Annotated in this window: 23 protein-coding genes; 1 reads left to right on the top strand and 22 read right to left on the bottom strand. The window is 38.7% G+C overall.

Annotated features, from left to right (window positions below; genetic code table 11):
• The 21 genes from H5161_RS13300 to H5161_RS13200 all read right to left on the bottom strand — a co-directional run bounded on the left by H5161_RS13300 (position 1) and on the right by H5161_RS13200 (position 21,616).
• Positions 1 to 570 (bottom strand): nucleoside triphosphate pyrophosphatase, encoded by a 570-nt coding sequence (locus tag H5161_RS13300; RefSeq protein ID WP_182769495.1) that lies wholly within the window; start codon positions 568 to 570, stop codon positions 1 to 3.
• Complete coding sequence (gene mreD / locus H5161_RS13295; RefSeq protein ID WP_002958403.1) at positions 570 to 1,049, bottom strand: rod shape-determining protein MreD; 480 nt, start codon at positions 1,047 to 1,049, stop codon at positions 570 to 572. The genes H5161_RS13300 and mreD overlap by 1 nt, the downstream gene beginning before the upstream one ends.
• The gene (mreC, locus tag H5161_RS13290; protein WP_173400216.1) at positions 1,042 to 1,884 is read right to left on the bottom strand and encodes a rod shape-determining protein MreC; all 843 of its coding nucleotides are present in this window, start codon (positions 1,882 to 1,884) and stop codon (positions 1,042 to 1,044) included. Before mreC ends, mreD begins: the two co-directional genes overlap by 8 nt.
• Positions 1,884 to 2,927, bottom strand: coding sequence for a rod shape-determining protein (locus tag H5161_RS13285; RefSeq protein ID WP_002958401.1), 1,044 nt, complete (start codon positions 2,925 to 2,927; stop codon positions 1,884 to 1,886). Before H5161_RS13285 ends, mreC begins: the two co-directional genes overlap by 1 nt.
• A gap of 133 nt (positions 2,928 to 3,060) precedes the next feature.
• Positions 3,061 to 5,109 (bottom strand): formylglycine-generating enzyme family protein, encoded by a 2,049-nt coding sequence (locus H5161_RS13280; protein WP_024605452.1) that lies wholly within the window; start codon positions 5,107 to 5,109, stop codon positions 3,061 to 3,063.
• Between the two features lie 121 nt (positions 5,110 to 5,230).
• Positions 5,231 to 8,971 (bottom strand): H-type lectin domain-containing protein, encoded by a 3,741-nt coding sequence (locus H5161_RS13275; protein ID WP_182769494.1) that lies wholly within the window; start codon positions 8,969 to 8,971, stop codon positions 5,231 to 5,233.
• Complete coding sequence (locus H5161_RS13270; RefSeq protein ID WP_024594530.1) at positions 8,968 to 9,459, bottom strand: hypothetical protein; 492 nt, start codon at positions 9,457 to 9,459, stop codon at positions 8,968 to 8,970. The genes H5161_RS13275 and H5161_RS13270 overlap by 4 nt, the downstream gene beginning before the upstream one ends.
• Positions 9,449 to 10,291, bottom strand: a complete 843-nt coding sequence (locus H5161_RS13265) for a type II secretion system protein (RefSeq protein ID WP_182724172.1) — start codon at positions 10,289 to 10,291, stop codon at positions 9,449 to 9,451. Before H5161_RS13265 ends, H5161_RS13270 begins: the two co-directional genes overlap by 11 nt.
• Positions 10,291 to 10,830 carry a type II secretion system protein gene (locus H5161_RS13260; protein WP_024594532.1) on the bottom strand — a complete coding sequence of 180 codons (540 nt, stop codon included), beginning with the start codon at positions 10,828 to 10,830 and terminating at the stop codon, positions 10,291 to 10,293. Before H5161_RS13260 ends, H5161_RS13265 begins: the two co-directional genes overlap by 1 nt.
• Positions 10,817 to 11,308 (bottom strand): type II secretion system protein, encoded by a 492-nt coding sequence (locus tag H5161_RS13255; protein ID WP_182769493.1) that lies wholly within the window; start codon positions 11,306 to 11,308, stop codon positions 10,817 to 10,819. Before H5161_RS13255 ends, H5161_RS13260 begins: the two co-directional genes overlap by 14 nt.
• Before the next feature lie 9 nt (positions 11,309 to 11,317).
• The gene (locus tag H5161_RS13250; protein ID WP_182769492.1) at positions 11,318 to 11,890 is read right to left on the bottom strand and encodes a prepilin-type N-terminal cleavage/methylation domain-containing protein; all 573 of its coding nucleotides are present in this window, start codon (positions 11,888 to 11,890) and stop codon (positions 11,318 to 11,320) included.
• 22 nt (positions 11,891 to 11,912) lie between these two features.
• Positions 11,913 to 12,497: a Tfp pilus assembly protein FimT/FimU gene (locus H5161_RS13245; protein ID WP_182769491.1), complete on the bottom strand. Its 585-nt coding sequence runs from the start codon at positions 12,495 to 12,497 to the stop codon at positions 11,913 to 11,915.
• A gap of 4 nt (positions 12,498 to 12,501) precedes the next feature.
• On the bottom strand, positions 12,502 to 13,722 hold the full coding sequence (locus H5161_RS13240; RefSeq protein ID WP_182769490.1) for a type II secretion system F family protein: 1,221 nt from the start codon (positions 13,720 to 13,722) through the stop codon (positions 12,502 to 12,504).
• On the bottom strand, positions 13,709 to 15,436 hold the full coding sequence (locus tag H5161_RS13235) for a GspE/PulE family protein (protein WP_182769489.1): 1,728 nt from the start codon (positions 15,434 to 15,436) through the stop codon (positions 13,709 to 13,711). The genes H5161_RS13240 and H5161_RS13235 overlap by 14 nt, the downstream gene beginning before the upstream one ends.
• A complete protein-coding gene (locus H5161_RS13230; protein WP_182769488.1) occupies positions 15,433 to 16,575 on the bottom strand; it encodes a tetratricopeptide repeat protein in 1,143 nt (380 codons plus the stop codon). Before H5161_RS13230 ends, H5161_RS13235 begins: the two co-directional genes overlap by 4 nt.
• Complete coding sequence (locus tag H5161_RS13225; RefSeq protein ID WP_182752290.1) at positions 16,572 to 17,474, bottom strand: ExeA family protein; 903 nt, start codon at positions 17,472 to 17,474, stop codon at positions 16,572 to 16,574. Before H5161_RS13225 ends, H5161_RS13230 begins: the two co-directional genes overlap by 4 nt.
• A gap of 2 nt (positions 17,475 to 17,476) precedes the next feature.
• On the bottom strand, positions 17,477 to 19,135 hold the full coding sequence (gene mshL, locus H5161_RS13220; protein ID WP_182752289.1) for a pilus (MSHA type) biogenesis protein MshL: 1,659 nt from the start codon (positions 19,133 to 19,135) through the stop codon (positions 17,477 to 17,479).
• Positions 19,119 to 19,445: an agglutinin biogenesis protein MshK gene (locus tag H5161_RS13215; RefSeq protein ID WP_024594540.1), complete on the bottom strand. Its 327-nt coding sequence runs from the start codon at positions 19,443 to 19,445 to the stop codon at positions 19,119 to 19,121. Before H5161_RS13215 ends, mshL begins: the two co-directional genes overlap by 17 nt.
• Positions 19,423 to 20,100: an agglutinin biogenesis protein MshJ gene (locus tag H5161_RS13210; RefSeq protein ID WP_182769487.1), complete on the bottom strand. Its 678-nt coding sequence runs from the start codon at positions 20,098 to 20,100 to the stop codon at positions 19,423 to 19,425. Before H5161_RS13210 ends, H5161_RS13215 begins: the two co-directional genes overlap by 23 nt.
• Positions 20,097 to 20,696: a PilN domain-containing protein gene (locus H5161_RS13205; RefSeq protein WP_259398701.1), complete on the bottom strand. Its 600-nt coding sequence runs from the start codon at positions 20,694 to 20,696 to the stop codon at positions 20,097 to 20,099. The genes H5161_RS13210 and H5161_RS13205 overlap by 4 nt, the downstream gene beginning before the upstream one ends.
• A complete protein-coding gene (locus tag H5161_RS13200; RefSeq protein ID WP_182752287.1) occupies positions 20,693 to 21,616 on the bottom strand; it encodes an MSHA biogenesis protein MshI in 924 nt (307 codons plus the stop codon). The genes H5161_RS13205 and H5161_RS13200 overlap by 4 nt, the downstream gene beginning before the upstream one ends.
• Positions 21,617 to 21,693: 77 nt before the next feature.
• Between H5161_RS13200 and H5161_RS13195 the strand changes: the two genes are divergently transcribed.
• Entirely contained in the window at positions 21,694 to 22,602 is a 909-nt protein-coding gene (locus tag H5161_RS13195) for a 1-aminocyclopropane-1-carboxylate deaminase/D-cysteine desulfhydrase (RefSeq protein ID WP_182752286.1), read from the top strand.
• A 3-nt stretch (positions 22,603 to 22,605) separates the two neighbouring features.
• On the opposite strand, the gene H5161_RS13190 is transcribed toward H5161_RS13195, so the two are convergent.
• A complete protein-coding gene (locus tag H5161_RS13190; protein WP_182769486.1) occupies positions 22,606 to 24,294 on the bottom strand; it encodes an EAL domain-containing protein in 1,689 nt (562 codons plus the stop codon).
• Between the last annotated feature and the right edge of the window lie 330 nt (positions 24,295 to 24,624).

Raw genomic sequence — 24,624 nt, 5'->3', positions numbered from 1 at the left:
TTACCTTCTTAAGAATGTTTTTAGTAATTGTTCGGTTTCATATAAAGGTAAGCCTACAACAGAAAAATAGCTACCCGCAATGTGAGTTACAAAGCGACCACCTAAACCTTGGATACCGTAGCCACCGGCTTTATCTTGTGGCTCACCTGACTCCCAATAAGCATTAATTTCTTCATCTGTTAAGGTTTTAAAAGTAACATCTGTGCTTACAACACAGCTAAGCACATCATTTTGCGTCGCAAATGCAACTGCGGTAAGAACTTGATGCGTGTTATCCGATAGGCGTTTTAACGTGTGTGTAAAATCGTTTTTATCGCGAGGTTTACCCAATGACTCGTTGTCTATAACAACCACGGTATCACTACCAAGTACAGGGCGATCGGTATATCCAAGCTCTACACCGCTTTGGGCTTTCAAGCGCGCTAAACGCTCAACAAGTGCTCTAGGTTGCTCGTTTGGAAGTGGGCTTTCATCTGCATCAACACTAAATTGTGTAAATTCGACACCTAATTGGCTTAATAACTCTTTACGACGGGGAGAGGCTGATGCCAAATATACTGCGGTAGTCATTACCTGATCCTAAAATGTCTGCGATATTTACGAAGTAGTAAAAAGACCCAAAACCAGCTAACCATTCCGGTTGCTACTGGCCATAAGTACTGTGGATTAAAATAAACCCCTAACAAAAAGTGATTTAGCCAAAACTGCATTAAGTGATACAGCGTTAAAAATAAACCAATTAGTAGGCTTTGTTGCCAAAGCGAAAAGTTACGAATTTTTTGAAAGTTGCTCGCGGTTACAAAAATACATACCGAGAATGTAAGCGAGTTCACGCCCAGCGGTGAGCCAGACGCTAAATCTATTAATAAACCAACGACCCAAGCAGTACCAATATTTAAACGATGCGGTACTGCTAGCGACCAATACATAAGTACAAGTAAAACCCAGTCAGGTCTAAATGGTTCAAACGAAAATGGAAGTGGCATCAGTGCCATTATTAACGCAAAAAAGATGCTTAGCGCAATTAACAATGAATAACGGTTAATCATCGCTGATTTGCTCCTGTTGATTACGCCATAAAATAACCAGCAAACGAATGCGATCTAGTTGCGCAATAGGTTCTGCAAAAACTTGTGCAAACGGTCGCCCTTCATCACGATTTATTTCAGTTACTACTGCCACCGGGTATCCTTCAGGGAATGTGCCCCCTAAACCCGATGTAACAAGTACATCGCCAATTCGCACATCTAAACTGTGCGGAACGTGAGAGAGCTTAACGACGTTAATTTTACCTATGCCTTCAACAACCGTTCGTACATCGTTACGAAGTATACGCACAGGTGTGGCATGTGTGGTGTCGGTCATTAGTAGCACGCGTGAAGTTGTTGAACCAACCTTTGTAAGCTGCCCTACTACACCCATTTCATCAATTACAGCTTGGCCTTCACTAAGCCCGTCAGTTGTACCACGGTTAATAACAACCTGATGACTATACGGGTTTGAATGTACAGAAAGTACTTGAGCAATTATTTTACGATTTGATTGCTTTGCAGATGAGCCTAATAAGGCACGCAGTTTTTGATTTTCTCTGGCTAGAAATTGATACTGCTGAAGTTGCTCGCTTTGTAGCATTTGCTTTTTTTTCAGCGCTTCGTTTTCTGTAAGAAGTTGATCCCGCGTATGCAGGCTTTTAGCACTTAAGCTAAATAATTCGTAGGGTAAATTAGCAACATAGATTAGTGGGCTAACTAGAGTATTAAGGCTGGTACGAACAACGGTACCACCTTGCGTATATCTGTCTCCAACTATGAGTACGATACTCAAAAGCACTGCGACAAAAAGTCGCAGTTGCAAAGAGACTGTGCGTCCAAACATTAATTTCATTAGTCGTAACTAAAAACGTCACCACCATGAACATCGATCATTTCTAATGCTTTACCACCACCACGCGCAACACACGTAAGTGGATCATCAGCTACAACAACCGGAATACCCGTTTCTTCCATTAATAAACGGTCTAAATCTTTTAACAATGCACCACCGCCAGTAAGTACCATGCCGTGGGCAGAGATATCTGATGCCAGCTCAGGTGGTGATTGCTCAAGCGCAACCATTACTGCACTCACAATACCCATTAACGGTTCTTGTAGAGCTTCTAGGATTTCGTGTGAGTTAAGCGTGAATGAACGCGGAACACCTTCGGCAAGGTTACGACCGCGCACTTCAATTTCGATTGGCTCATCAGTTTTGAACGCAGAGCCAATTTGATGCTTAATATTTTCAGCTGTCGCTTCACCAATTAAGCTACCAAAGTTACGGCGTACATAATTAATAATAGCTTCGTCAAACTTATCACCACCAATACGAACAGATGATGAGTAAACAACACCGTTAAGTGAAATAATAGCCACTTCAGTTGTACCACCACCAATATCAACAACCATAGAACCTGTTGCTTCTGATACTGGTAAACCGGCCCCAATAGCTGCTGCCATTGGTTCTTCAATTAGGTAAACTTCACGAGCACCGGCACCCATTGCAGATTCACGTATTGCACGTTTTTCTACTTGAGTCGCACCACACGGTACACAAATTAGTACACGCGGACTTGGGCGCATAAAGTTATTGTTATGCACTTGCTTAATGAAGTGTTGTAACATTTTTTCAGTTACATAAAAATCAGCAATTACACCGTCTTTCATTGGACGGATTGCTTTAATATTTCCCGGTGTACGGCCTAGCATTTGTTTTGCTTCTGTACCTACAGATGCAACACTTTTAGGTCCACCAGCGCGTTCTTGGCGAATAGCAACAACAGAAGGTTCGTTTAATACAATACCTTCTTCTTTTACATAAATTAGGGTATTGGCTGTACCCAAGTCGATCGATAGATCGTTAGAAAAAATACCACGGAGTTTTTTAAACATGAGGCTGGATGACCTTTGAAATACGTTCTTATATTAGCTGCCTCACTTTAACATGCTCAACTATATGAGCAATATAAAGCGCAGCGCCTTTGTGAATTTGTGAAAAAAGGAAGCAAAGCTTCCTTAATTGAGTTTATCGTTCGCGAACTAAGCGAAAACCAATGTAGTTAGATCTAAAATCAGGCGCTAAAATTAAACGCGTAGATGCACGAGCAAGGCTTGGTGCAAAATTCCACGCTCCGCCTCTTACTGCTACATCAGACTCACCTGATTCTTTATCGGTCCATTCCCATACATTGCCTACGGTATCGTATAATCCAAATGCATTTGGAGAAAAAGAACCTACTGGTGATGCACGTCTATTTGACCATTCACTACCACACCAACCACAGTTAGCTAGGTTTTTACCAATTTCGTTACCCCAAGGGTATTCTGTTTCGGTTCCTGCACGTGCTGCGTATTCCCACTCAACTTCGTTAGGTAAACGAAATTGCTGCCCTGTTTGACCCGATAACCACTCAGCGTAAGCTTTTGCATCGTTATAAGTTAAACATACAGCAGGAAAGTCACTGCCTTGCTCAAAACCAGGATTACGCCAATTTAAATTTGCTTCCCATACTGGTTCGCCATTTAAATAATACGCACACCCTTTATTTTTTTCCGCTTGAGTTTTATAACCTGTATTTGCTACAAATTTTTCGTAGGCACCTACGGTTACTTCTTTACTTTGCATAGCGAAAGAATTTGCTATTACTTTTTCAATTACTGGACGTTCATTAGCTAAACCATTGCCATTGATATCGCCCATTTTAAATTTGCCTGCAGGAATAACGACAACCGGCGTTTCAACGTTTGCATTTAATACATTAACGTTTTCACTAACCTGGCGTGTTGTTACTTCTGGTTGCTCTCGAGTATAGGTCGGTGCAGCAATCGACTTAGGCTTTTTTACCAAATTTGCATTAATTGTTTGTGCTTTATTTAAATCAACACGAACTTGATAAGGCTTATAGCCAAGTTTACGTATTTCAATGTTGTGAATACCCGGCGGTAAACGTGTGATCAAGCGTGTTGAGCCAAAGCTTACACCATCGATAAACACTTCATCGTCGTATACGTTTGATCGTAATGTCAGCTCTATTGATTGATCCTTCTTCTTATTAAGGATAGAAGGGTAATCTTTTTTCACCGATGCAGGTTTAACTGAATAATCACGTACTGGCTGCTTTTCTAAACGAGAAACCGACACCGTGTTGCTATTATCCGCGCTATTACTGAATGTTAACTGACTATCAGTAAATGTATTGTTATACGCGGGTTGATAAGCAGCAGTAAGTGGCGTGCCGTACTCAGAACAATAACGGTTATCAATGCTTAATAAGCTACATAAACGGCTACTGTTTACTTCGCCGCGCATGGTTACGCTTAAGTTAACGTTGTAGTTACCTTGGCCGCTAAATGCACTGTTAACTACATGGCTACTTAATATTTGTACTTGAGCGCCCGCCAAATTACGTTTTGGCTCAACAATGCGCTCTTCTGTTAAGTTTGCAAATATTTGATCTACAAAGCGTTTAGTTGCTTTTTGTAGCCCCATTTGCTGACCGCGTTGCTCACACGCTGCTAGCGTTTCTGTTCGCTTACAGTTAATCGTATGGTTAACTTCAAGCGTGCCTTCACGTGTAAACTCGTTACGTAAACGCTCTACTCTGGCTGTAGTTAACTGCTCTTTTAAACTTTCTAAAGTATTTAAAAGCGTATGCTTAGCAACACGAATTTGCTCTATATCTTTACGGTGGGATGCAATTGCCGCCAACTGCATAGAAATATCATCTTTGTTTTGCTTATGATCAATCACCGCTTTTTGATAGCGTGATTGAGCCGCACTAATATTAATAGTGGGATCGTCAATTAAACGACGGTACATTTCGTTCATCGCATCGAGCGCTTGGTTTTTTTCTTTATCTAGCTCTGTAGAACGAGAACGAAGTAGCTCTAGTTGATTTTGTAACTGACTTTCTTCTTTAAGATGTTTTTCAAGTATTCTTGTCGAGTTATCGTATTCTGTCTGTTTAACACTAATCTCTGACTCAATTCCAGTTACTGTAGCTGTGTCTTGTGCAAATGCACTACTAGCTAACAAACTAGCTGAAATTAACAGAGATAAAGGAGTAATTCGCATATATTCCAGTCCCAAAAAGCGGCAATTATTTGGTCGTTATTATTTTTTATAATTAAAGCCTTATGCTATGTACTTGCAGCACAAAACACAAGCTTTGTTCAATTATTATCTTAGTTTACAACTATTCGCGTGTTTCACGCCAGTAAATAACCCGATCATTTCCTCGAAAGCGTCCAAATTGTAAAATAGTACGAGGATCAAGCTGTGTTTCATCCCCCTGCCAATCCCACTTTAACCAATCATAAGTATTATATTCTAAGGTAAATTCACCCAAACCATTTGGCTGCGCATAAATACCATTGTTTGCCGGATACACTCCCGCCTCTAACTGGCCAGATACACCTGTTCCATATTCATAGGCTAATTGCGGGCTGTTAGGTGATATTTGAGTGATTTGGGTATGATCAAATACACTACAATTATCTTCTGCGTTATTTACAAATCCACTGCCGTTGTAATACTGAGCCTGCATAGGAATAAGTAAAGGGTCGAGATCGGAGCCTGCGTTATTACCAAGTACTAAACGTCCAAATCTAAACTCTATTGGTAATGTATTTAGTCGTACACTATTACAGCCACCCGAACATGCTGTTTGTGTATTAGGTTTATCATTTGCATCAATGAGCGTTGCTCCTTCTATGTCAGAAAGTGTTGCCATTAAACTGACCATAGCGAACGGTCCATCTGCTTGCCCTACACCTAATCTTTCGAGTGTCGTGTTAAGTTGGCTCATTTGCCACTGGCCGTCACTTATATCTCCCCAGTTATTATTTCCTAGGTTTACTAATCGGCTAGCAAAATTAGTTGCGGGTACATAGTTAGCTACTTCATTATTTTCGGCATTAATGGCTACACTGGACTTATCAAAGCCCTCTTTATAATTAGCCATTAGCTCACCATTTTGATTTAGCGCTTGTACTGTAAAGCCAAGTTCAAAAGGTTGATCAAGGTAAGTTAAATTACTGCCGTATTGCGTGCATTGTGCGGCAGCTTGAACCCCCACTACCTGAAACTGCGAAGGTGCAAAACGACCAATATTATATAATTCACCTTTTACATCTCCCTCGCCAAAGTAATCGGCATCTTGCAGACCTGCTGTTAAATCAATGATGCCAACTTGGTCGTAATTATACTGCGATATAGATTCACTCAAACTGCCTGTGTCACTAAAGGCAACAGTGCTCATCGCTTCAAGCGTACCTTGAACGCCTGGCGTAGGCGCTTTAAGTAATGCCTCTACAAGTGGTTGCTCTGTAATAAAGTGCTTGGCAATGGTATTATTTATTATATTGCTGTAGTTATCTGGGTAACCATCGTTGTTAGTGTCTTGCCCTGTTTGCCATTGCACCGCATTCATCTTTAAATCAAATGCTTCGCCAGTTAATCTAAATAAACTTCCATCAGCGTCTGCTGCATAACCATCACTTGCAATTTCCATCGCTAATCCGAATGGCTTTACAACATACTCATTTGAACTACCCGTTAAATTTACTGATAAATTAGTGACTGGGTCTAAAATTAAATTGGTGTTTACATTTAAACTCAACTTTCCTGCGTCGGGATAATTTATAACAATCGGTGCTTTAGACTCACTATCAAAGTTTAGCGTGAACGATTTAGCTGCTTGCTCGACCGCAAAGGTATTATTGTTGTTACTAAGTGAAACCGTATCAGAACAACTTGCACCAGCACTGCATGTATACGATAAATCTAAGCTTACATCACCACCAGCGGGAAATGCAGCTTCGCATACGCCCGTAGTGGTATTTGTTTTTACCGCTTGAATAGATAGCGCTTTTGCATTAAATCCAGTATTTGAAGGCTTTGCTGATAACTGAGTAGGAATTGTAGTATTTCCATCTGTATCATTATTAAAAATAAATCCAGCATCAGAAAACGTAACTTTACAGCCACTCAAACCAACATTATTACCACCGATATAACAACGAAGAGGTGCAGAAGGATCAGCAGTGTTATATCCAAATGTAACGCTACCAGTTGTACGTTTAGCAAACTCAACAGTTGTTGAGCCTGTAAAATTAATATTCTCCCCTGTAACCCAACTTTGCTGACCACTATTATCTGGAGAAAGGTTTAAACTAGAGGGTTCCGCAAATAATAAGTCGCAGGCATCATTAGCGCAGGCTGTTAGTGTCATTTCTTTAGCTTCACACGTTAGAGCATTGTTATCGCTTATTGTTAAACGATAATGATCCAGTGTTTCTGGTGTATAAATACCACAAAAACCAGGGATACTTTCGGGTACTGGTAGAGCGTCAAACGTTGAGCTCCCTTCGGTAATAATTTGAGTAGCCGATGTAATTGATCCCTGATACGTCACATTTTGAGCGATTCTTACCTCACCAGTGGCAACAATATAGCCCGCAATATTTGCATCGGCTGCAATAGCAACCGCACCATCAACATAAATAGCTAAATACGCGCCGGTTTCGACCACTATACTTGTTTTACCTATATTCAAAAATGAAGTTGATAATAGTGAGGTTGTGTCTTTTAAAAATATACGTGTAGGCGCTGTTACTCTGTACTCTGTTTCCAGCATACTTAACTGCAACTCATCGTAATAATAGTCGCCAGCTAAAGAAGTAGGTACGGGCCCTGTTGAGCTACCATCATTTGTAACCGTTGGCACCTGCGCCGCTTGATTCGGTTCTAAAGAGTTATAACCACCAGCAACACACGCCTGACCATTACACAAAGGAGGGCTCGTCAGCGCTGTAGAAATTAAATTTGTGGTGGTGACAAACTGCGCATTACCATCGGTTATTTCTACCCCCTGCACCAGCTGTACTTCACCGTTGTTATAAGTAGAAATAGCGCCTGGGAATAACGTATCACAATCTAAAATATCACCATTAAATACAAAGGTACTGGTCATGGCGAGTATTGATGCTTCCTCGTTTACGTGACGGCGCTCGTTATCGCCATCACGGTCTTCGTCAACAACAAGCCCTAGCCTGTCAGTTCTTAGGTTACAGCTGCGTAGCCACCCGCCATCATCTTCTTGGCGTGAGTTTTTACTTGCAACCACCAAAGGAGCCACACTAAAGTTATTAGTAAAACTAAAGTAATTACAGCCATCGCTCCAACCGTCAATTTCAAAGCCTGTGAAAAAAGTTTCCCACGATACCTCAACGCCATTATCGTCAGTAAATGTGCGGTTACTTCCTGGCTCCACTGCCATGTAAGCAACAGTTTCGTTTTTTATGATCCCAAGTGCTGTTTCAGATGCCTCTAAAGCAATATTAACGCCGCTGGCAGATAGAGAATTACTTTCTACTGCAACTGTTAAAAACGGAATTAATGCCTCAGAAGGTGGATTGCTGTCTATGCTATTGAGTGTTTGTAACGAATGGAAAAAGTTTGGCCTTTGAGTAAACGGTTCAGCAAATGTTAAAGACTTATAGCCTTTAGGTGTCAGTGGAGCAAAGCCAGACTTAGAGCCATACTGTAATTCGAGTAATAAGTCTGTACTGCCCACTTCCATAATTGTGCCGTCTGGAAATTGATGCACACCATACTCAACAGCTAAATAGTGCGCCCCCATACTAATATGTCCACCATCTTCTCCTGAAGGTTCAAGCGGTAAGGCCTCAAAGCTAGTTGTGGTTATATTACGTATTCTTATTATTGCAGGGTTTCCACCTTGGTTTGTTGAGAGCATAAATACAGCAGGAGGCGTTATATATTGCTGTTGAAAATTTACTTTTGTCCAAACAGGCGATGTGTATGTATCTTGCAGCTCTATATAACGGCCCTCGATTTTTGGAGGCACTGCATTTGCGTGATTACAAAGTAACACGCAGCTAAAAAATATAATGACTAATGCACTTTTTATCATGGTAAAGTTTTAGCCTCCACACTGAGTGTTCTTTGTGTTTCCCAATAATCCTTTCTGCAATCATTTCCTGCAGGGCAATCAATTGCGGCGCACGTTGCACTACTTTGTAAGTAATAAATATTAACAAGCCCGTTTGTTGTGCTGCTGTCGGGTAGGTCTATATATTCATCGCAACTCACCAACACGTTACAATTAGCTAAATATGCAGTTTGAAAGGTTAAATTAGTTGTAACTGATGCACAGCTTTGCACTGAGCTATTTATTGGAAAGAGTTGCGTTAAACCACTTTCTAATCCACTTTGCGCCGCCATAAAAGCGCGAGCGCCGTAATACTCAATGGTATTTTGTTGAGATGCACCAGAAAGCACTTTAACTAATGCTAATCCTAGTGCTAATAAAGCAACAATAATTACCAAAGAAACAATTATTAAGTTCCCTTTTTGTTTACTGGGTAAGGCTTTTCCGTGATGATTTTTTTTAAGGTACATTAGGAATATGCACCTCATGGTTAAAATTCATTACTTCAGTATTGTTAAATTGCATTTGCGCATTCACATTAAGCACAGCGTTTCTTTGTAGGGAGAGCGCATCAAGAGTAAAAAATAAATCGCTCGCTAAATTATTGGCAATGTAAATACCTAATAAATCACGTTTAACACCACTGCTTATTTGTAAGCTCACGGCATCTAATTGATTAACTGTAAAACCGTAATCGGTATATCTATATAAATACTGCCCTTCAACGCAAAAACTTACAGGTTGAGAGAGTAAATAAAGGCGCTTACTTGGCGACTCTTGGGCAAACGCTTTACTAAATTGCCACTCATCAATTGCACTAGTGGTGGAGCTATTAAATGCTGATAGTTTTAAACGCTTATTATTATTCTCATCGTATATATCAGCGCTGCTTAACGGGTAAGTTGTTGCCCAATCTCCAACTTGCGGCTGCGTTAAATTATTAAGTTCAAAATCAACAGCGCTAACATTAAAAGGCGCTACGGTAGGTAGGTAATTTGTATAGTGAGTCGCTGATAAAAACGGCGTAAATTCTAAGCACTGCTGAGCACTACATGCTCCGCTAGTGCTGTTATCGCAAGAGAGCCTTAATGAGTTTGGCGTAGCGTGGCGAAGCTCTTTACTAAGTCGCGTTATTAAAAAGCGGGCCTGAGCTACTGCTTCTTGGCGCTCAACCCCTTGTGAGTAAATACTGACCCCAGCACCAATAAATGAAAATGCACTTACGGCTAAAATACCAATAATAACCATGACAAGTAATAGTTCTATAAGGGTAAATGCATTTTGGTATTTAGCTCTTTGCATTAGTAATTCCCTTTATATGCACTAAATCCGTAAACTTCGCCTAAGGGTGATGTTACTTCAATAGTAATACGCTTAAAGGTTGTGCCATCGTTGGTGGTCGATTCGTTAAAGTCGCTATCGTACTCAACAGTAACAACTAAATTAAAGTCGCTGTACTCGCTTAACACCTCACCTAAGCTATTAGTAATAGGCTGGTTAGACAGTGCAATATAGTCATCTACATCGTTATAACTAGTTCTGGTTTCTGAGTTATCTACTCCGAAGTCAGCAGGTGCGGTACAAGCCTCAGCACCTAAGGTTGTTTCGCCGCAACGTCTAAAAGGTGCGCTTCTATCACTGTGCTCATCAAACGACTTACTTTGGATTTCGTTCATTAATGATTGACCAAATTCAGAGGCTCTTAAAGCCACAATCGGCTCTGCACTTTTTTTGGCTTGTGGGGCAATTAAAGCTGTAATAATACTTAATGCAATTGCAAACATGACAATGCCAATAATAAGCTCTATTAGAGTAAAACCTTTTACTTTAAGGGCACGCATATATAAGCCCTTCACCACTTATGCATACGCCAGCTAATCCAACATCTATTCGACACTGCGTAGTACAGGTTTGATTTGATTTACCTAAAGGATCAAAACTAATTTGGGTAAATATATTCGCGTTACTATCTAAAGCGCTAAATGTTATATCACTTCTTTGCGTGTTTATTTGTACCACTAAATGATCGGTGTTATTGGTATCTGCTCCACCGGTACATGTATCGGGTGTGGAGGGAGCAATAAGTGTGGAGGTTATATAAAGGGTATGGCAACTTGTTGTTGCTGTATTTTGCATTGCACGTAGCTGCACTGTCCTAAGTGCATTTAAAGTACGGTCTCGATACGAATAGGCGTCTTCTGTTGAGCTGCCCAGAAATTTGGGAACTGCCGTTACCGACAGTATTCCCAATATCACTAGAGTAATAATTAACTCAATGAGTGTGAAGCCACGCAATCGTTGCTTACTACTGCTTTTCATTTATATAAATTAACAATCGTCCGTGAAAAGTTCAACCTTAGGTGGTGTTATTTTCACTGGTCCAGTAGATGCCGTTGCTTCAGTGTACTCAATACGACATTCATCATCTGTAGCTGGTGTCCCTGTTGCAGTGTAACTATTAGGGTAAATAGTAACTTTTGGTACACTACCAGCATTAGTCGGGCCGTTAGTACCATTAGCCGTTACTACAAGGTTAAAGTCTGCCAAATCAGCTCCAGTACCATCGAAATCCACATCCAAAAATGCTTCAAATGCAGCCTCTGTTGCAGCTGGATAGCCATACACAATAGCAACACTTCCTGTATCAACTGCAACAATTTCTGTGTCTTCCTTTTGCGTGCTAGCAATAATAGCCTTACCATTCACAATATTCATACCACTGCGAATAGAGCCTTGTAAGCCTTCAAGTGTTGAAGCATTTGCATCACCTTGCAAGTTTAAAAAACGAGGTGCTGCAGTAACAGCTAAAATGCCTAAAATAACAATTACGATGATCAATTCAACAAGTGTAAAACCTGCTTGTTTATTCATTGGTAAACTTTTTAACGATTGCGTTTTCATAAGTAAGCCTCTTTTTAATTACTTAATTTTTAAATATTTTTACTTTGCCTGTTTTAGCAAAATATGAAAAACCTGTTAACCCTAATATTTCACCCGTATTGGTAGGTATATTTTTAATATCAAGGGTATGAGTTAAATAATAGACGCATTGCGTACTTTCTGCATTGTACCTAACTAAAAAACTTACACTTTTTATTCTTGATATTTCATTACTTAACGTACTACTGGGTGCATCTTGTAAAATTACATTTAAAACTTGGCGACATTTATTAGCATTTATAGCTTCTGCACGAGTATCTTTTTTTTCTGTTTCATCACTTGTTGGTGTACCTAACATTCCATCAACACCAACCATTACTCCTCCATAATTAACAAATGTTTTATTTGACCTACTATTTGGTCTTCCTTCTAATTCCCATTGACCTCTAACCATGCCTACGGCTGATGAAAAACCACCTGCGATAGCATCTACGCTCGCTTTATGCGCTTGATTTTTAATACCTATATATTGAGGTATAGCAAAACTCATAATTACTGCCAATAAAATAACAACAATAACTAACTCAAGTAATGAGAAACCTTTTGAATAAGCCTTTGATGCTATCACTTGGTTAATTACCTTTAATCGCTGACATCATGTTCCACATCGGCATAAAAATACCCAACGCTAAAATCAGCACCATAATGGCAACAAACACAGTTAAAATAGGTTCTATTTTTGCAGTTAAGCTCCGTAAGTCGTAATCAACTTCACGCTCATAATAATCAGCAGCCTCTTGTAAGAGCTCATCAACCCGACCTGTCTCTTCACCTACCGCCACCATCTGTAATACAAGCTGAGAAAACAGCTGAGAACTTTTTGAGGCTCTGAGTAAACTATCGCCCTTTTCTATATCTTGGCGCATAGTAATAATCGCTTTTTCCATATAGCTGTTATCTACGGCATGCGCTGTTAGTGATAAACCAGTGGTCATAGGCACACCGGAGCGCAATACCATAGCTAAACTTTGACTGTAGCGCGCAAGCAATGTCCGTTTTAAAATATCCCCAATAAATGGAATTTTTAATTTATATTGATCCCACTTAAAGCGTCCAGGCTCTGTATTTAAATAACGCCTCCAAGCAAAAAAAGAACCAATACCCATCACCAATAATAACCACCAGTAGTTAACAAAAAAGCTGCTAGTGCCAATTAATATTTGAGTCATTAATGGCAATTCAGCATCAAATTTTTCGAACATACTGGCAAAGGTAGGAATAACAAAAATATTCAAAATAATCATAGCCGCTACTAGAGCCAAAATAACAAAAGTAGGGTAGCGCATAGCTGCTTTTATACGCTTTCGGGTTTCTTGTTCTTTCTCAAAATAAATAGCGAGTTGATAAAACGCATCTTCTAATCGTCCAGAGCCTTCACCAACCATTACCATTGATACTGTTAAACGGCTAAATACCTCGTTATGTATCGCCATTGCACTGGATAAGTCGCGGCCTTGCTCAAGCTGCTTGGTAACTTCTATTAGTACATTTTTAAATTTTTTATTTTGTGTTGTTTCTGCCAACCCAACCATTGCTCGTATAATTGGTATACCAGCTTTTAATAGCGAATACATTTGCCTAGAAAACATAATCATGTCGTCTAGCGTTATTTTTTCGACAAATAAATTATCAAAAATTTTGATGTTATTTTTTGTTTCAACTAAAGAGATTGATATTGGTATAAATTGACGCTTCATTAAACTATCAGCTACGCCAGCTTGGTTACTCGCTTCTAATTGGCCTTTAACCAACATACCTTTGCTGTCTTTCGCTTTGTAGCTATATAGTTGCATCAATATCCCCTACTATTTCTGGGATATATTCAGCCACTTTAAATACTTCATCTAAGGAGGTAATTCCTTGCTTGGCGTAGTTTAATGCCATTGTTGAGAGTGGCGAAAAATTCGCGCTATTTTTAGCGGCTTTTGCAAAACCTTGCGTGTCGTTAACTCGTAATGCATCCATCATTGCATCATCCATTTCAAGCAACTCAAAAATACCTACACGCCCTTTATAACCACTATGGTTACATGCAGTGCAACCTTGCCCTTTGGAGAATTGAGCTTCAGTAACATCTTCGCCTAAGTATTTTAGCCAGCTTATTTCTTGATGATCTGGCAAGTACGGTACTCTACAGTCATTACATACTCGCCTTACTAATCGTTGGGCAATAATAGCGCGCAGTGAACTTGCCACTAAGTAAGCTGGTGCCCCCATATCAATTAGCCGCATAGCACTAGTAATTGCATCATTAGTATGTAGCGTTGATAACACAAGATGACCTGTTAAAGCGGCTCTTAACCCAATATCTACGGTTTCTTGGTCACGCATTTCGCCAACCATTATAATGTCAGGATCTTGCCTTAAAGCGGTCCGTAAAATACTTGCAAAGCTCAGCCCTATTTTATTATTTATTTGTACCTGGTTAATACGGCCAATACGATACTCAACGGGATCCTCTACTGTAATAATTTTATTTTCTTGTTGGTTTAACTCACTTAATGCACCGTATAGTGTGGTTGTTTTACCCGAGCCTGTTGGCCCAGTAACTAAAACCATGCCATGAGGACGTTTTATAATGCTGCGTACACGTTTTAATATGTGTACTGGCATGCCTGTTTCATCTAACGATAGTAATCCTGCGGATTGGTCAAGCAGGCGCATTACAACTGATTCACCATGCTGAACCGGCATGGTAGATAAACGCACATCAATACTATGGCTGCGTACTTTTATATTAAACCGGCCATCTTGAGGGAGGCGTTTTTCAGATATATCTAATCCCGACATAAGCTTTAAACGTAACACTAATGCCGATGCTATTTTTACTTGGTTAAGAGTGTGCTCTTGTAATATGCCATCTACACGTTGACGAATGCGAAGCAAACCCTCATCTGGCTCAATGTGAATATCGGATGCACGAACTTGCACAGCATCTTCAAATATTGATTGCAGTAGCTTTACAACGGTTGCATCAGATGTTTCATCACCTAAAGAGTTTAAATCAAACTCTTCTACGTCTTGATATTCTTCATGGAGTTGTGCTGCAAAGTTAGTAATTTCATCTGTACGACGATATACGTTGTCAAACGCAGCCATTATTTGACTTTCTTGTACAACAGCTAAATCTATTCGTTTAGGAGCAAGCATAGTTGCAAGTTGATCAAGCCCCCTTAAATCAGCAGGATCGCTCATCCCGACTAAAACAGAGTCACCATTGTCTTCAATTACTAATGCTCTGTAACGACGCGCATATACTTCAGATAAAAGCTTAGATACATCAGCTGATATTTTTCGCTGTGATATATCTAAAAAAGGTACTTGTAATTGCTGCGCTAAAAAACGTAATAGTTGTGGTTCACTAATAAACTCAAGTGTAATAAGCGTCGAACCTAATTTACGACCCGTTGCAGCTTGAACGTTTAGCGCTTCGCTTAGTTGCGCTTCGGTGATCATGTGCTCATGAACAAGTAAGTCCCCTAAGCGCATTTTTAAACTAGGTCTCATACGGCCTCCTTTAGCGCAACTAAACGCTGTAATGCATGCTGCGTCATAGCTGTATTTAATCCACCTAAATCTAGAGCCACTTTGTAAAGCTGTTTAGCATCGAGGTACTCTCCTAATGCATCTTTTGAGGTTGCAAGTGCCAGCCACCACTTAGCTTGACTAGGCTGTAGTTGTGTAAGATGTTTAAAGCTTTCAAGTGCTTTATGGTGCTTACTCGCACTTTGTGCTGCAGTACCTTGCAACACCCAAAAATCAAGATTCGCCTGGGATTCAAATTCATCACTTAAAAGCAGTAATACTCCTTCATACTGTTGTTGCATAATGAGTATTTTGCTTAGCATTACACGCCATTCAAGTACGTTAGGGTTTTGGCGAATACCCGCTTGCAAAACCTGTTGTGCTGAATTTATATCTTGTTGTTTAAAGTAGGTTGCAGCTAGTAAATTTCGAGCCTCTACGTGTAAAGGCGATTGCGCTAAAATAATATTTAAATCACTAATGGCTTCGTTGTATAAGCCAAACTGTATTGCTTGTTTAGCTGCGGCTAATTGCTCAATCAATAAAGCCTGTGGCGACTTAGCTTCTGCCACGCTTTTAGTCATAGTATTTTGAGACTTAGTTTTAATCATTGGAGTAATTTTTGGTTTGCTGACAATAGCTTCGCTAGTTACCAGTACATTATCTTTAGCTAGTGCAGGGCTTTGTTTAACCTCGGCAATTACAACTGGCTCAGCCGTTGGTTGAGAAACCAGTAATGTTGCTTCACTCAACTTGGATTCAGCTAAATCATTCACTTCTGGTTTTATTTGCTCAACTTGCACAACCGTTTTCACAACATCTTGCTCAACTAAAGGTTCTACATTGCTTTTTTCATCTTGATAATCAGATAAATTAGAGCTTAGAACCGCGACCATTTTTTGCTGTGGTAACACAGACTCACGTTGAGTCTCTTTTTTGTCGGCGGTCGGTAAATATAGGTATGCTAAAAAAATGACACTTAGCATAATAAGTAAAATTACGGCTTTAAATACAATGTTTTTTACATCATATATCGGCTTTAAACTTATACCTTCTTGAGTACTTACTTGTTTAGCTTCTCGTTGCTCAATATTTTTAAGCATATTATTTATAACGCTCATAACCACTGCCTCCATACCCATATGGCAGCAATAGCTAAAACACTAAACATTAAAGCACTGTAGCTCCAATATTGTCCGGTTCGATACTTTGCGCAGTCTTCGGTATCTTTTATGGCAAGTTGAATATGGCGATTTGTTATTGTATTTAACCCTTCACCGTAAGCTTGTAATAGTGCTTTGTGGCATAAAATATTAACTAATCTAGGAATTCCACGGCTAGCTCTAGCAATTTTGAGCCCCATACTATTATTAAATAAAGGAGGCCTATTAAACCCTGCAACTTGTAAGCGGTGATTAATATAATAAACAACCTCAGCGCCAGTCATCGCCCGTAATTTATAGGAAAAACTGATACGTTGGCGTAATTGCCTTACTTTGTTGTTTGCCAGCTTTTCATCAAGTTCAGGTTGCCCAAATAACACAACTTGAATTAGTTTTTCACTTTCTGTTTCTAAGTTTGTAAATAATCTCAGCGCCTCTAGAGTCTCCCAACTCAAGCATTGCGCCTCATCTATCAAAAGCACTACACGCTCATTATCTTCTTGTAAGTCGAGTAAGTGATGATTTATAAGCTGCCCTAGTGCTTGCTGATCTAATGCTTTATCTACATCCATACCCAGCTCAATTGCAATTGCCCATCTAAGCTCTTCTGGGCTTAAATAAGAGTTAGGTAAATAAGCCACAATGTAATCTGGCTCAAGTTGGTTTAATAGCTTTCTACAAAGTAGCGTTTTACCAGTCCCAACTTCACCAGTGACTTTAATAAACCCTTCACCCATTTCAATAGCTGTTGTTAACACTTGCATCGCTTCGTGGTGCGGTTCAAGTGCACAAAAAAACTCTGTGTTAGGGGTTAACGTGAAAGGCATTTCACTTAAATTAAAAAAGCTTAAATACATAGTTAGTTTTCATACCATGTTTTTAAAAGCTGACGGCTTTCACCTTGTTGCTTTTTCCACGTATCTGGCATAACAACCGTTGGTTTGATTAGAATAATCAGTTCTTTTTTCTCTTGGCGTTTACGAATACTTTTAAATAAATTGCCAAATAGTGGGATATCACCCAACACGGGGGTTTTTGATTCTTCATCCTGTGTTGATGTTTGCATCAAACCACCAATAACCACTATTTCGCCACTTTGAGCGCGAATAACAGTATCTGATTCTCGAATGTTACTTTGTGCTAGAGGCAACTCAAAACGTTGATCGTCTAATGTAATTACTTTTAGCTGCTCTTCTGTTTCAGTTACTGAAGGGTGAACATGTAAAATTACTGAGCCATACTTGTCAATCTGCGGTGTCACATCAAGGGCAATACCAGAAAAGAACGGCGTTAAATCAATCTCAGGCGAGGTAGTTGTAGCAGTACCTGTTACCGTCGTACTTGATACGTTAGTAACAAAATATTCGTCTTGCCCTACTTTTATAACTGCTTTTTGATTGTTTGTAGCGGTAACTCGAGGGTTAGATAGCATTTGCACATCACCTTGCGTTTCAAGCAAATTAATAACCCCGTTAAAGTCTCCTTTTTGAATGGTTAGCGATGACGCTCCACCAATTGCGGCTGAAATACTATTACTAATAGTAGAACCCGCTGTTGTAGCAAACGAAATACCGCCTTCTAAACCACTCGCTATACGCTCCCAGTTAACCCCCTGTTGGTACTCATCTTTTAAAGTTACTTCTATTATTTTTGCTTCTAGAATAACTTGGCGTTGCAGGTTTTCTTGGCTTTGACGCAAAAACTCTTTTAGCTGACTAATTTCGCTTGGTAGTGCATTTACGGTTACCAAACTAGCTTGTGGGCTTGCAACAACATAGCGCCCATCGCTTGCGCCAATTAAGGACTTAAGAGCAACTTCTAATTCTTTCCAAAAATCATTTTTATTAATTGTTTGGATTCGAGAACCGTTTAAATCTAAGCTTTGATTATCGCCGCCAAACTCATTATTTTGCTGGTTACTACTACCTGAACTTGAACCACTCGAACTACTGCCACTTTGTGCAAATTGACTAACCCCACCAGCAACCACACTCACTGTAGACTGACCATGGCGCTGCATCATTAAATAATTTACAGGTATTGTTTCTGTGCGCATTTTGGCTGGCAGTACTTGTACTATTCGTCCTTCATTAACAATATCTAAAGGATACATACGCTTAATAACTGCAATGACTTCATTAAAAGTAACGCTTTTAAGATTTAAACTAATTGTGCCATTTACCTCGGGATGCACAGCAACACTAAAAGGCGTATCGTCTGTTAAGCCTGCAAAAAAGGCGCCTATTTCAACGTCATTAGCGGCTACATCAAAACGCTTTATAGATAAATCATCACTTATAGTTTGCTCATTATTTATTGATGATAGTAGGCTTTGGGTAAGCTCACTCGGCATCTGTAAAGGCGCAATCGCTTTAGCTTCTACAGGTTTTTCAGCCAGCTCTTGTTCTATATGAGTTTTAACTTCTTTACCAGGCTTAAAGCTATGGCAAGCCGTCAAAAATGTAGGCAATAATAGGAGAACAAGCCACGGGTAAGATAAATTATTTTTTAATTTCATAGTCATATAATTCTAATTTTATTTGTTTATCGTCATTTGCTAGCACAACCTGTTTTGAGTTTATGCTTAGCACCCGAAAATCGTCTACAGCATCACCCACTCGATAAATATGGCCAGAAATAATAGCCTTAAATGCTGTACTGTTTTTAATAATAGATTGCAATTTAAGTTCTGTGTTTTGAGTTACACTCTTGTTGTTATTTACATACATATTTGGTTGAGTAGGATCGCGTAATTGCGCTAATGCACTGGGTGCGAAAGTGAACAAAAGTAATAAAAAACATAAATTATAATGCGATAAATTTTTCATTAGCGCTCACTGTAGCAATTTGTAAAGTTAATTCAGCTTGTGGGTACGTTAGTACCTGATAACTAAACTCTTGTATTAATAATTTTTCTTGATTATTTTTTAATGCTGCTAAATATTTTTGTAAGCTAAAATAACTACCTTCCAAAGTAACCACCATTTGATGCTCAAAAAATAGTGTTTGCGTATCATGCACACCCAGTTTTTCAACATCTATAGCCTGTGCAGGCTTTACATTAAAGCTACTAACTCTCACATCGCTACTATCTACGAGTAAATCTTTTAAAACAGCAGGTACATTTTTAGCCGCTACAAAGCCTTGGCTAAAACTATTAAGTTGATTATTTATTTCAGCTAATTCATCTCTGGTTTGTGCAATTTGACTGCGTAAAACCTTAGTGTAGTCGTAGTTTAGTGCTTGATTTAACATGGAGAGTTGCGCATTTATCTGCTGTAACTCCTGCAATGCTGCATTTTGTTCAGAGCGAATATGAGCAACTTCATCTTGCTGTGGAAAAATAACAAACCACAGACCGAGGTAAATCACCATGAATAAGCCTACAAATACAGTGGAATATTTCTCACGCTTTTGCAGCGATGCAAATTGAGCTCGATACTTTGCCCAAATAGGCCAACCTTTGTCTTTCTTGTTGTTCATGGTTTAACGCCTTTATCAGCAAGGTCGGTCGCCACATTAAATTCACTCAGACCATCTTTTGTTGACAGTTCTAAAACTGAAAATTCTTTATCAATAAAAAAAGGTGACTGCTTTAAATTATTAAACCACATAGGTAAAAATTTTGACTGCGATACTTGCCCTTCAAACGTGACACTTTGCCCTACAAATTTAATATGGGTAAGCCAGATATTAGGCTCGTGATACTTGGCTAAATCTTGCATAACCTGCGCATAGTCGGTTGCGGATTGATCTGAGCTTTGCTCTAAATAACTAAATATTTGCTGCTTATGCAAAACCTCTTGCTGAAGTGTTTTTAGTTCATTAATAAAGATTGTTTTATTTTGCTTCTCTGCTAGCTGCTGTTTTACAACTTCTAACTGAGCTTTTCCTTGTTTGAGATATTCCTTTTTTTGTTCTAAATCAAGCTCACTTGAATAAGTTTTATAACTGTAAAAAGCCCACGTGATTGCAATAATTAATAGCGCACCTAACCACAACGTAATCATTCCAGACAAAGGGACTGGGTCTCGGCGTACTCGTAAGGTTTTTTGATAAAAATTAATCCGGGTTTTCATAGCACAGACTCCGGATCTGTTAATTGATAGGCTGCCCCGAGCGCATAATAAAAGTTTGGCTCTAATTGCTGCGCTAATTCTAAGTTAGGCGCAAAATCTACAACTTTTACTTGTAAAAACTCTGCAAGACCGGCTCTAAGAGTTAATGAAGATAAATCATCGCACTGTAGCTGTATGCTGCGAATTGGCGGTTGCTTGAGCTGGCTTTCAAAAAAGTCCATCGAACGCTGAATTTCTAATCCTAACGCTTCTACCAATTCTTGATTTTGATCCTTATCTGAAATACCTAAAAAACCATTTAATCGCCTAGCTAATACTAATTGTCCATCACGAATAATTAAGATTCGAGGTTCATGATTAGCATGCTGCACAATCAGCATATGCGCCTCTTTATATGAGCCAAACAAGGTAACCAGAATCATTTCTTCAGAGGTCATTGCACGCAAAACAGGTTTGGTTTGTTCAAAACTGTCTATAAACGGAAGTAGTTGCAGCTTATTAGTAATAAACACATTCATTTTGCTGCTTTGCATCGGTAGCGTTATTGGATAATCGATAAAATCAGCAACAATATTTTCAGGGGCTATATCAACTAGATCTTTTGTAGTCCAAGGGAGCGACTGAATGATTTCTTCATCACTAAGGTTTGGTTTATCCATTTGCACTATTTGATAAAAGTAATGCGGTATAACTAAATTAACCGCACAAATGTCTGTAGAAACTTGATTTGTGCAAGCAACAATAGCAGCGGTATAATCGGCTTGTTCAGATACGTTGACACTATGTGAGCTGTGAACTATCCATTGGTCTCGTTGTTTTTTTAAACATACCGCGTTAACAGTATCTGCATAAGCAGCAACACCTATAGCTGTATTAGGATCCAAACTACGATTCAACCAAGAAAACAGCTTTTCTTTCATATAGCTACTATTGTTAATGATGTATTAACCAAGTGTCGTACATTTTATTTACTTTGCCAAGTTGAAAACTAATAAATATGCATAAATCATTTGAAACTAAAGAAAATAACTATATTCAGCAAATAGATACAACGTTTCTAAAAAAGAGAAATATTTGTTTAGGTATAAAACGTGACGATCTACTCCATCCGCTAATAAGTGGTAACAAATGGCGTAAATTAAAATACAATTTAGCGTATATGCAAAAGATAAATAAAACAGAGCTTCTGACTTTTGGTGGTGCGTTTTCAAACCATATTCACGCCTGCGCAGCCGCAGGAAAAGAATTTAATATAAAAACTCACGCGATTATTCGCGGACCAGAGCTTGATAACAACAACCCAACAATCCAATTTGCAAAACATTGTGGTATGAACCTACATGTTGTTAATCGTATAGAGTATCGAAAACGCCAAGACAGCGATTACCTTAATGCTTTGCAAGAGCGTTTTCCAAACGCTTATATCATCCCTGAAGGTGGTACAAATGAACATGCTTTATTAGGGTGTCAAGAGTTAGTACAAAGCTTACCCGAACATAGCTACTTAGTTTGTCCTACAGGTAGTGGTGGCACGCTTGCTGGACTAATAGAAGGCAGTGCTTCAACAACACAAGTTATTGGTATAGCGGTATTAAAACAAGCTGAATATTTAAATGAAGAAATAAAAAAGCTGAGCGCTAAAGCTAATAACCAAACTAACTGGCAGTTACTCACAGAGTTTCATGATGGGGGTTATGGTAAGTTTTCACCTGAGTTATGGCAGTTTTGCCAAGATATGAGTCACACTTATAATCTGCCACTTGAGCCTATTTATAGCGGAAAAATGATGTATGCATTGTGGCAGCTTATTGAGCAAGATTATTTCCCATCTGGGAGTAAAATTATTGCTGTTCATACTGGGGGGCTTCAAGGCTTAAATGGGCTTAAATATAGAGGGTTAATCTAGACCTTAATTAAATACCGCTTGCGTAAACTCTTGAAGTGGCTCTGAAAAGTAAAAACCTTGAGCTCCTACCACTCCCAATTTGGTAAGCGTAAGTAGCTCTTTTTGAGTCTCTACGCCCACCGCGTATACGGGTAGATTTAAAAGACTAGCGGCTTCGACTATCCTTTTTATTTTCTTTTGACTTTGAGTTTTTTCATCTAATAAATGAACCAGTTCGTAAGATAACTTAAGCCCACATACTTGGTTATAATCAACTAGCATGGCTACTTTCTCACTGCTTTTTACATTATCAATCACAATATGTGAATGCCCATTTTTAATAACATTGAGTGCATTAGTTATCGATTTTCTATGAGTAAAAAATTCTGTCTCGCTTATTTCAAATTGTAATTTAGCACTTAATTTAAGCTCTGCCATTTGATTGGCTAACCACTCCCAAAATACAGTATTGAACCAATTTTTAGGATGTAGATTTACACTAACTGTTTGAGCCGAAGATTCACTCAGCATTAGCTTTTTAACTTGTGTTATTACAGCTTTATCTAATATTAAAGCGTCTTGATCACTATAAACCTGCTTAATAAAGTAACGAGCGGCCAGTAAACCAAGTTGGCTATGCCTAACCCGAATAAGAGCTTCATGCTGCAGGATATCTCCACTAGAGAGTTCAAATACAGGCTGAAAGAATAATATAAATTTATTCTTTTTAATGTTTTCTATAACCTGTTTGCTAGAGAGGTGTTTTTCTTGGCAGTGATTTAACGTTAAACGGTGGCAATGCTGCAATAGGCTGCTTTGTGATAGCGCGAGTGCTGATTTTGCTAGCTTATAAACCGCCACTTGATCAGCGCCTAATTGATAATCACACGCACCTATTTTAATATTTTTATGAGTAATATTTTTTTGATGATTTTGACATATTAAAAACACATTTTTATGAAGCTTTTCAACGTAGCTATTCAACTCGCTAATAGAAATGTTTGGTAAGGTAACCGCTAAGTAATTAGAGTTTAGTATTTTTACCGACACACCTTTAAGTTCGGCTAATTTTTTAGTAATTAAGACTTTAAAATTGGCTTCTATATCCGTTTTTTTATCATAGCTACAATCACACTCAATAAGTAAAAATAAGTTATGTGATGCAGTATTAACTCCATACAAAGAACTTAAATCACATTTTTTTGCCAGTTCGATTAGTTGAGTATTTTTATGCCTTTGTTGAATAATTTTAGTCGGCTGTATAACTGTATTTTTAAGCATTACTTTACGGTTGACTTTTAACAGGCTCCACCAGCGATAAGACCAATTAGCAGCGCCTAATATAATCAGATTCAAAAATATAAATAAGTAGCTTTGTGTTACCCACACTGGATAGTGATAAAGGCTCAAACTTAACGTTTTAAAAGTAAAAACTTCGCGTTCTAAATTTACTAAGTTCCTAAAGTGATCTGAAGAATTTTGCACCTCCAACTTAAAGCCTTCATTTTTAGCTAATGCGACCAACACTTCATTATTTATAGAGGGAGATAAATTTAATTCATAAACGCGTTTAACAAACTGCTGCCCAGAAACATGTGCTTTTTGATGTAATGCATCATTTAAAATGAAATTAAAACTAATAAGTATCACCAGAAACAAAACAAAAGAGATACCTTTGAAGTACTTTAAAAGCCAGAGTTTACTCTTTTGCATAGCCTGCCACTCGTTAAATTATTAACTAAAGTGTTGTTCAATATCTATAGAAGTACAAGGCTATAAACTAAGTTTAAACGTTTATTAATAGTGCTAAACAAAAAACACTCAGATAAACGAGAACTTACACAAACAAACAAACAACTATGCCCTTTATTTTATAAATAGATTAAATTGAATCCTCAAGCTTAAGCGAGTTTTGTTTGTACTATGCGCAGCGAAGCTGTGTGCTTTGTTTATAGTGCCCAACTCACTAACTTCTGACATTGATAATTCAACCTTTGCTGAAATAAACATATGGGAAAAGGATGTATGAGATTTCATATAGCA

The sequence above is a fragment of the Pseudoalteromonas sp. SG43-5 genome (genome assembly GCF_014164345.1).
Taxonomy (GTDB): domain Bacteria; phylum Pseudomonadota; class Gammaproteobacteria; order Enterobacterales; family Alteromonadaceae; genus Pseudoalteromonas; species Pseudoalteromonas distincta.
The sequence above is the reverse complement of the archived record's forward strand: the minus strand, read 5'-3'. Positions and strand labels throughout refer to the sequence as shown.

Excerpts from the sequence above, each read along its gene's own strand:
- H5161_RS13300 (WP_182769495.1), bottom strand. The coding sequence starts at position 570 with ATGACTACCGCAGTATATTTGGCATCAGCCTCTCCCCGTCGTAAAGAG.
- mreD (WP_002958403.1), bottom strand. The coding sequence starts at position 1,049 with ATGATTAACCGTTATTCATTGTTAATTGCGCTAAGCATCTTTTTTGCG.
- mreC (WP_173400216.1), bottom strand. The coding sequence starts at position 1,884 with ATGAAATTAATGTTTGGACGCACAGTCTCTTTGCAACTGCGACTTTTT.
- H5161_RS13285 (WP_002958401.1), bottom strand. The coding sequence starts at position 2,927 with ATGTTTAAAAAACTCCGTGGTATTTTTTCTAACGATCTATCGATCGAC.
- H5161_RS13280 (WP_024605452.1), bottom strand. The coding sequence starts at position 5,109 with ATGCGAATTACTCCTTTATCTCTGTTAATTTCAGCTAGTTTGTTAGCT.
- H5161_RS13275 (WP_182769494.1), bottom strand. The coding sequence starts at position 8,971 with ATGATAAAAAGTGCATTAGTCATTATATTTTTTAGCTGCGTGTTACTT.
- H5161_RS13270 (WP_024594530.1), bottom strand. The coding sequence starts at position 9,459 with ATGTACCTTAAAAAAAATCATCACGGAAAAGCCTTACCCAGTAAACAA.
- H5161_RS13265 (WP_182724172.1), bottom strand. The coding sequence starts at position 10,291 with ATGCAAAGAGCTAAATACCAAAATGCATTTACCCTTATAGAACTATTA.
- H5161_RS13260 (WP_024594532.1), bottom strand. The coding sequence starts at position 10,830 with ATGCGTGCCCTTAAAGTAAAAGGTTTTACTCTAATAGAGCTTATTATT.
- H5161_RS13255 (WP_182769493.1), bottom strand. The coding sequence starts at position 11,308 with ATGAAAAGCAGTAGTAAGCAACGATTGCGTGGCTTCACACTCATTGAG.
- H5161_RS13250 (WP_182769492.1), bottom strand. The coding sequence starts at position 11,890 with ATGAAAACGCAATCGTTAAAAAGTTTACCAATGAATAAACAAGCAGGT.
- H5161_RS13240 (WP_182769490.1), bottom strand. The coding sequence starts at position 13,722 with ATGCAACTATATAGCTACAAAGCGAAAGACAGCAAAGGTATGTTGGTT.
- H5161_RS13235 (WP_182769489.1), bottom strand. The coding sequence starts at position 15,436 with ATGAGACCTAGTTTAAAAATGCGCTTAGGGGACTTACTTGTTCATGAG.
- H5161_RS13230 (WP_182769488.1), bottom strand. The coding sequence starts at position 16,575 with ATGAGCGTTATAAATAATATGCTTAAAAATATTGAGCAACGAGAAGCT.
- H5161_RS13225 (WP_182752290.1), bottom strand. The coding sequence starts at position 17,474 with ATGTATTTAAGCTTTTTTAATTTAAGTGAAATGCCTTTCACGTTAACC.
- mshL (WP_182752289.1), bottom strand. The coding sequence starts at position 19,135 with ATGAAATTAAAAAATAATTTATCTTACCCGTGGCTTGTTCTCCTATTA.
- H5161_RS13215 (WP_024594540.1), bottom strand. The coding sequence starts at position 19,445 with ATGAAAAATTTATCGCATTATAATTTATGTTTTTTATTACTTTTGTTC.
- H5161_RS13210 (WP_182769487.1), bottom strand. The coding sequence starts at position 20,100 with ATGAACAACAAGAAAGACAAAGGTTGGCCTATTTGGGCAAAGTATCGA.
- H5161_RS13205 (WP_259398701.1), bottom strand. The coding sequence starts at position 20,696 with ATGAAAACCCGGATTAATTTTTATCAAAAAACCTTACGAGTACGCCGA.
- H5161_RS13200 (WP_182752287.1), bottom strand. The coding sequence starts at position 21,616 with ATGAAAGAAAAGCTGTTTTCTTGGTTGAATCGTAGTTTGGATCCTAAT.
- H5161_RS13195 (WP_182752286.1), top strand. The coding sequence starts at position 21,694 with ATGCATAAATCATTTGAAACTAAAGAAAATAACTATATTCAGCAAATA.
- H5161_RS13190 (WP_182769486.1), bottom strand. The coding sequence starts at position 24,294 with ATGCAAAAGAGTAAACTCTGGCTTTTAAAGTACTTCAAAGGTATCTCT.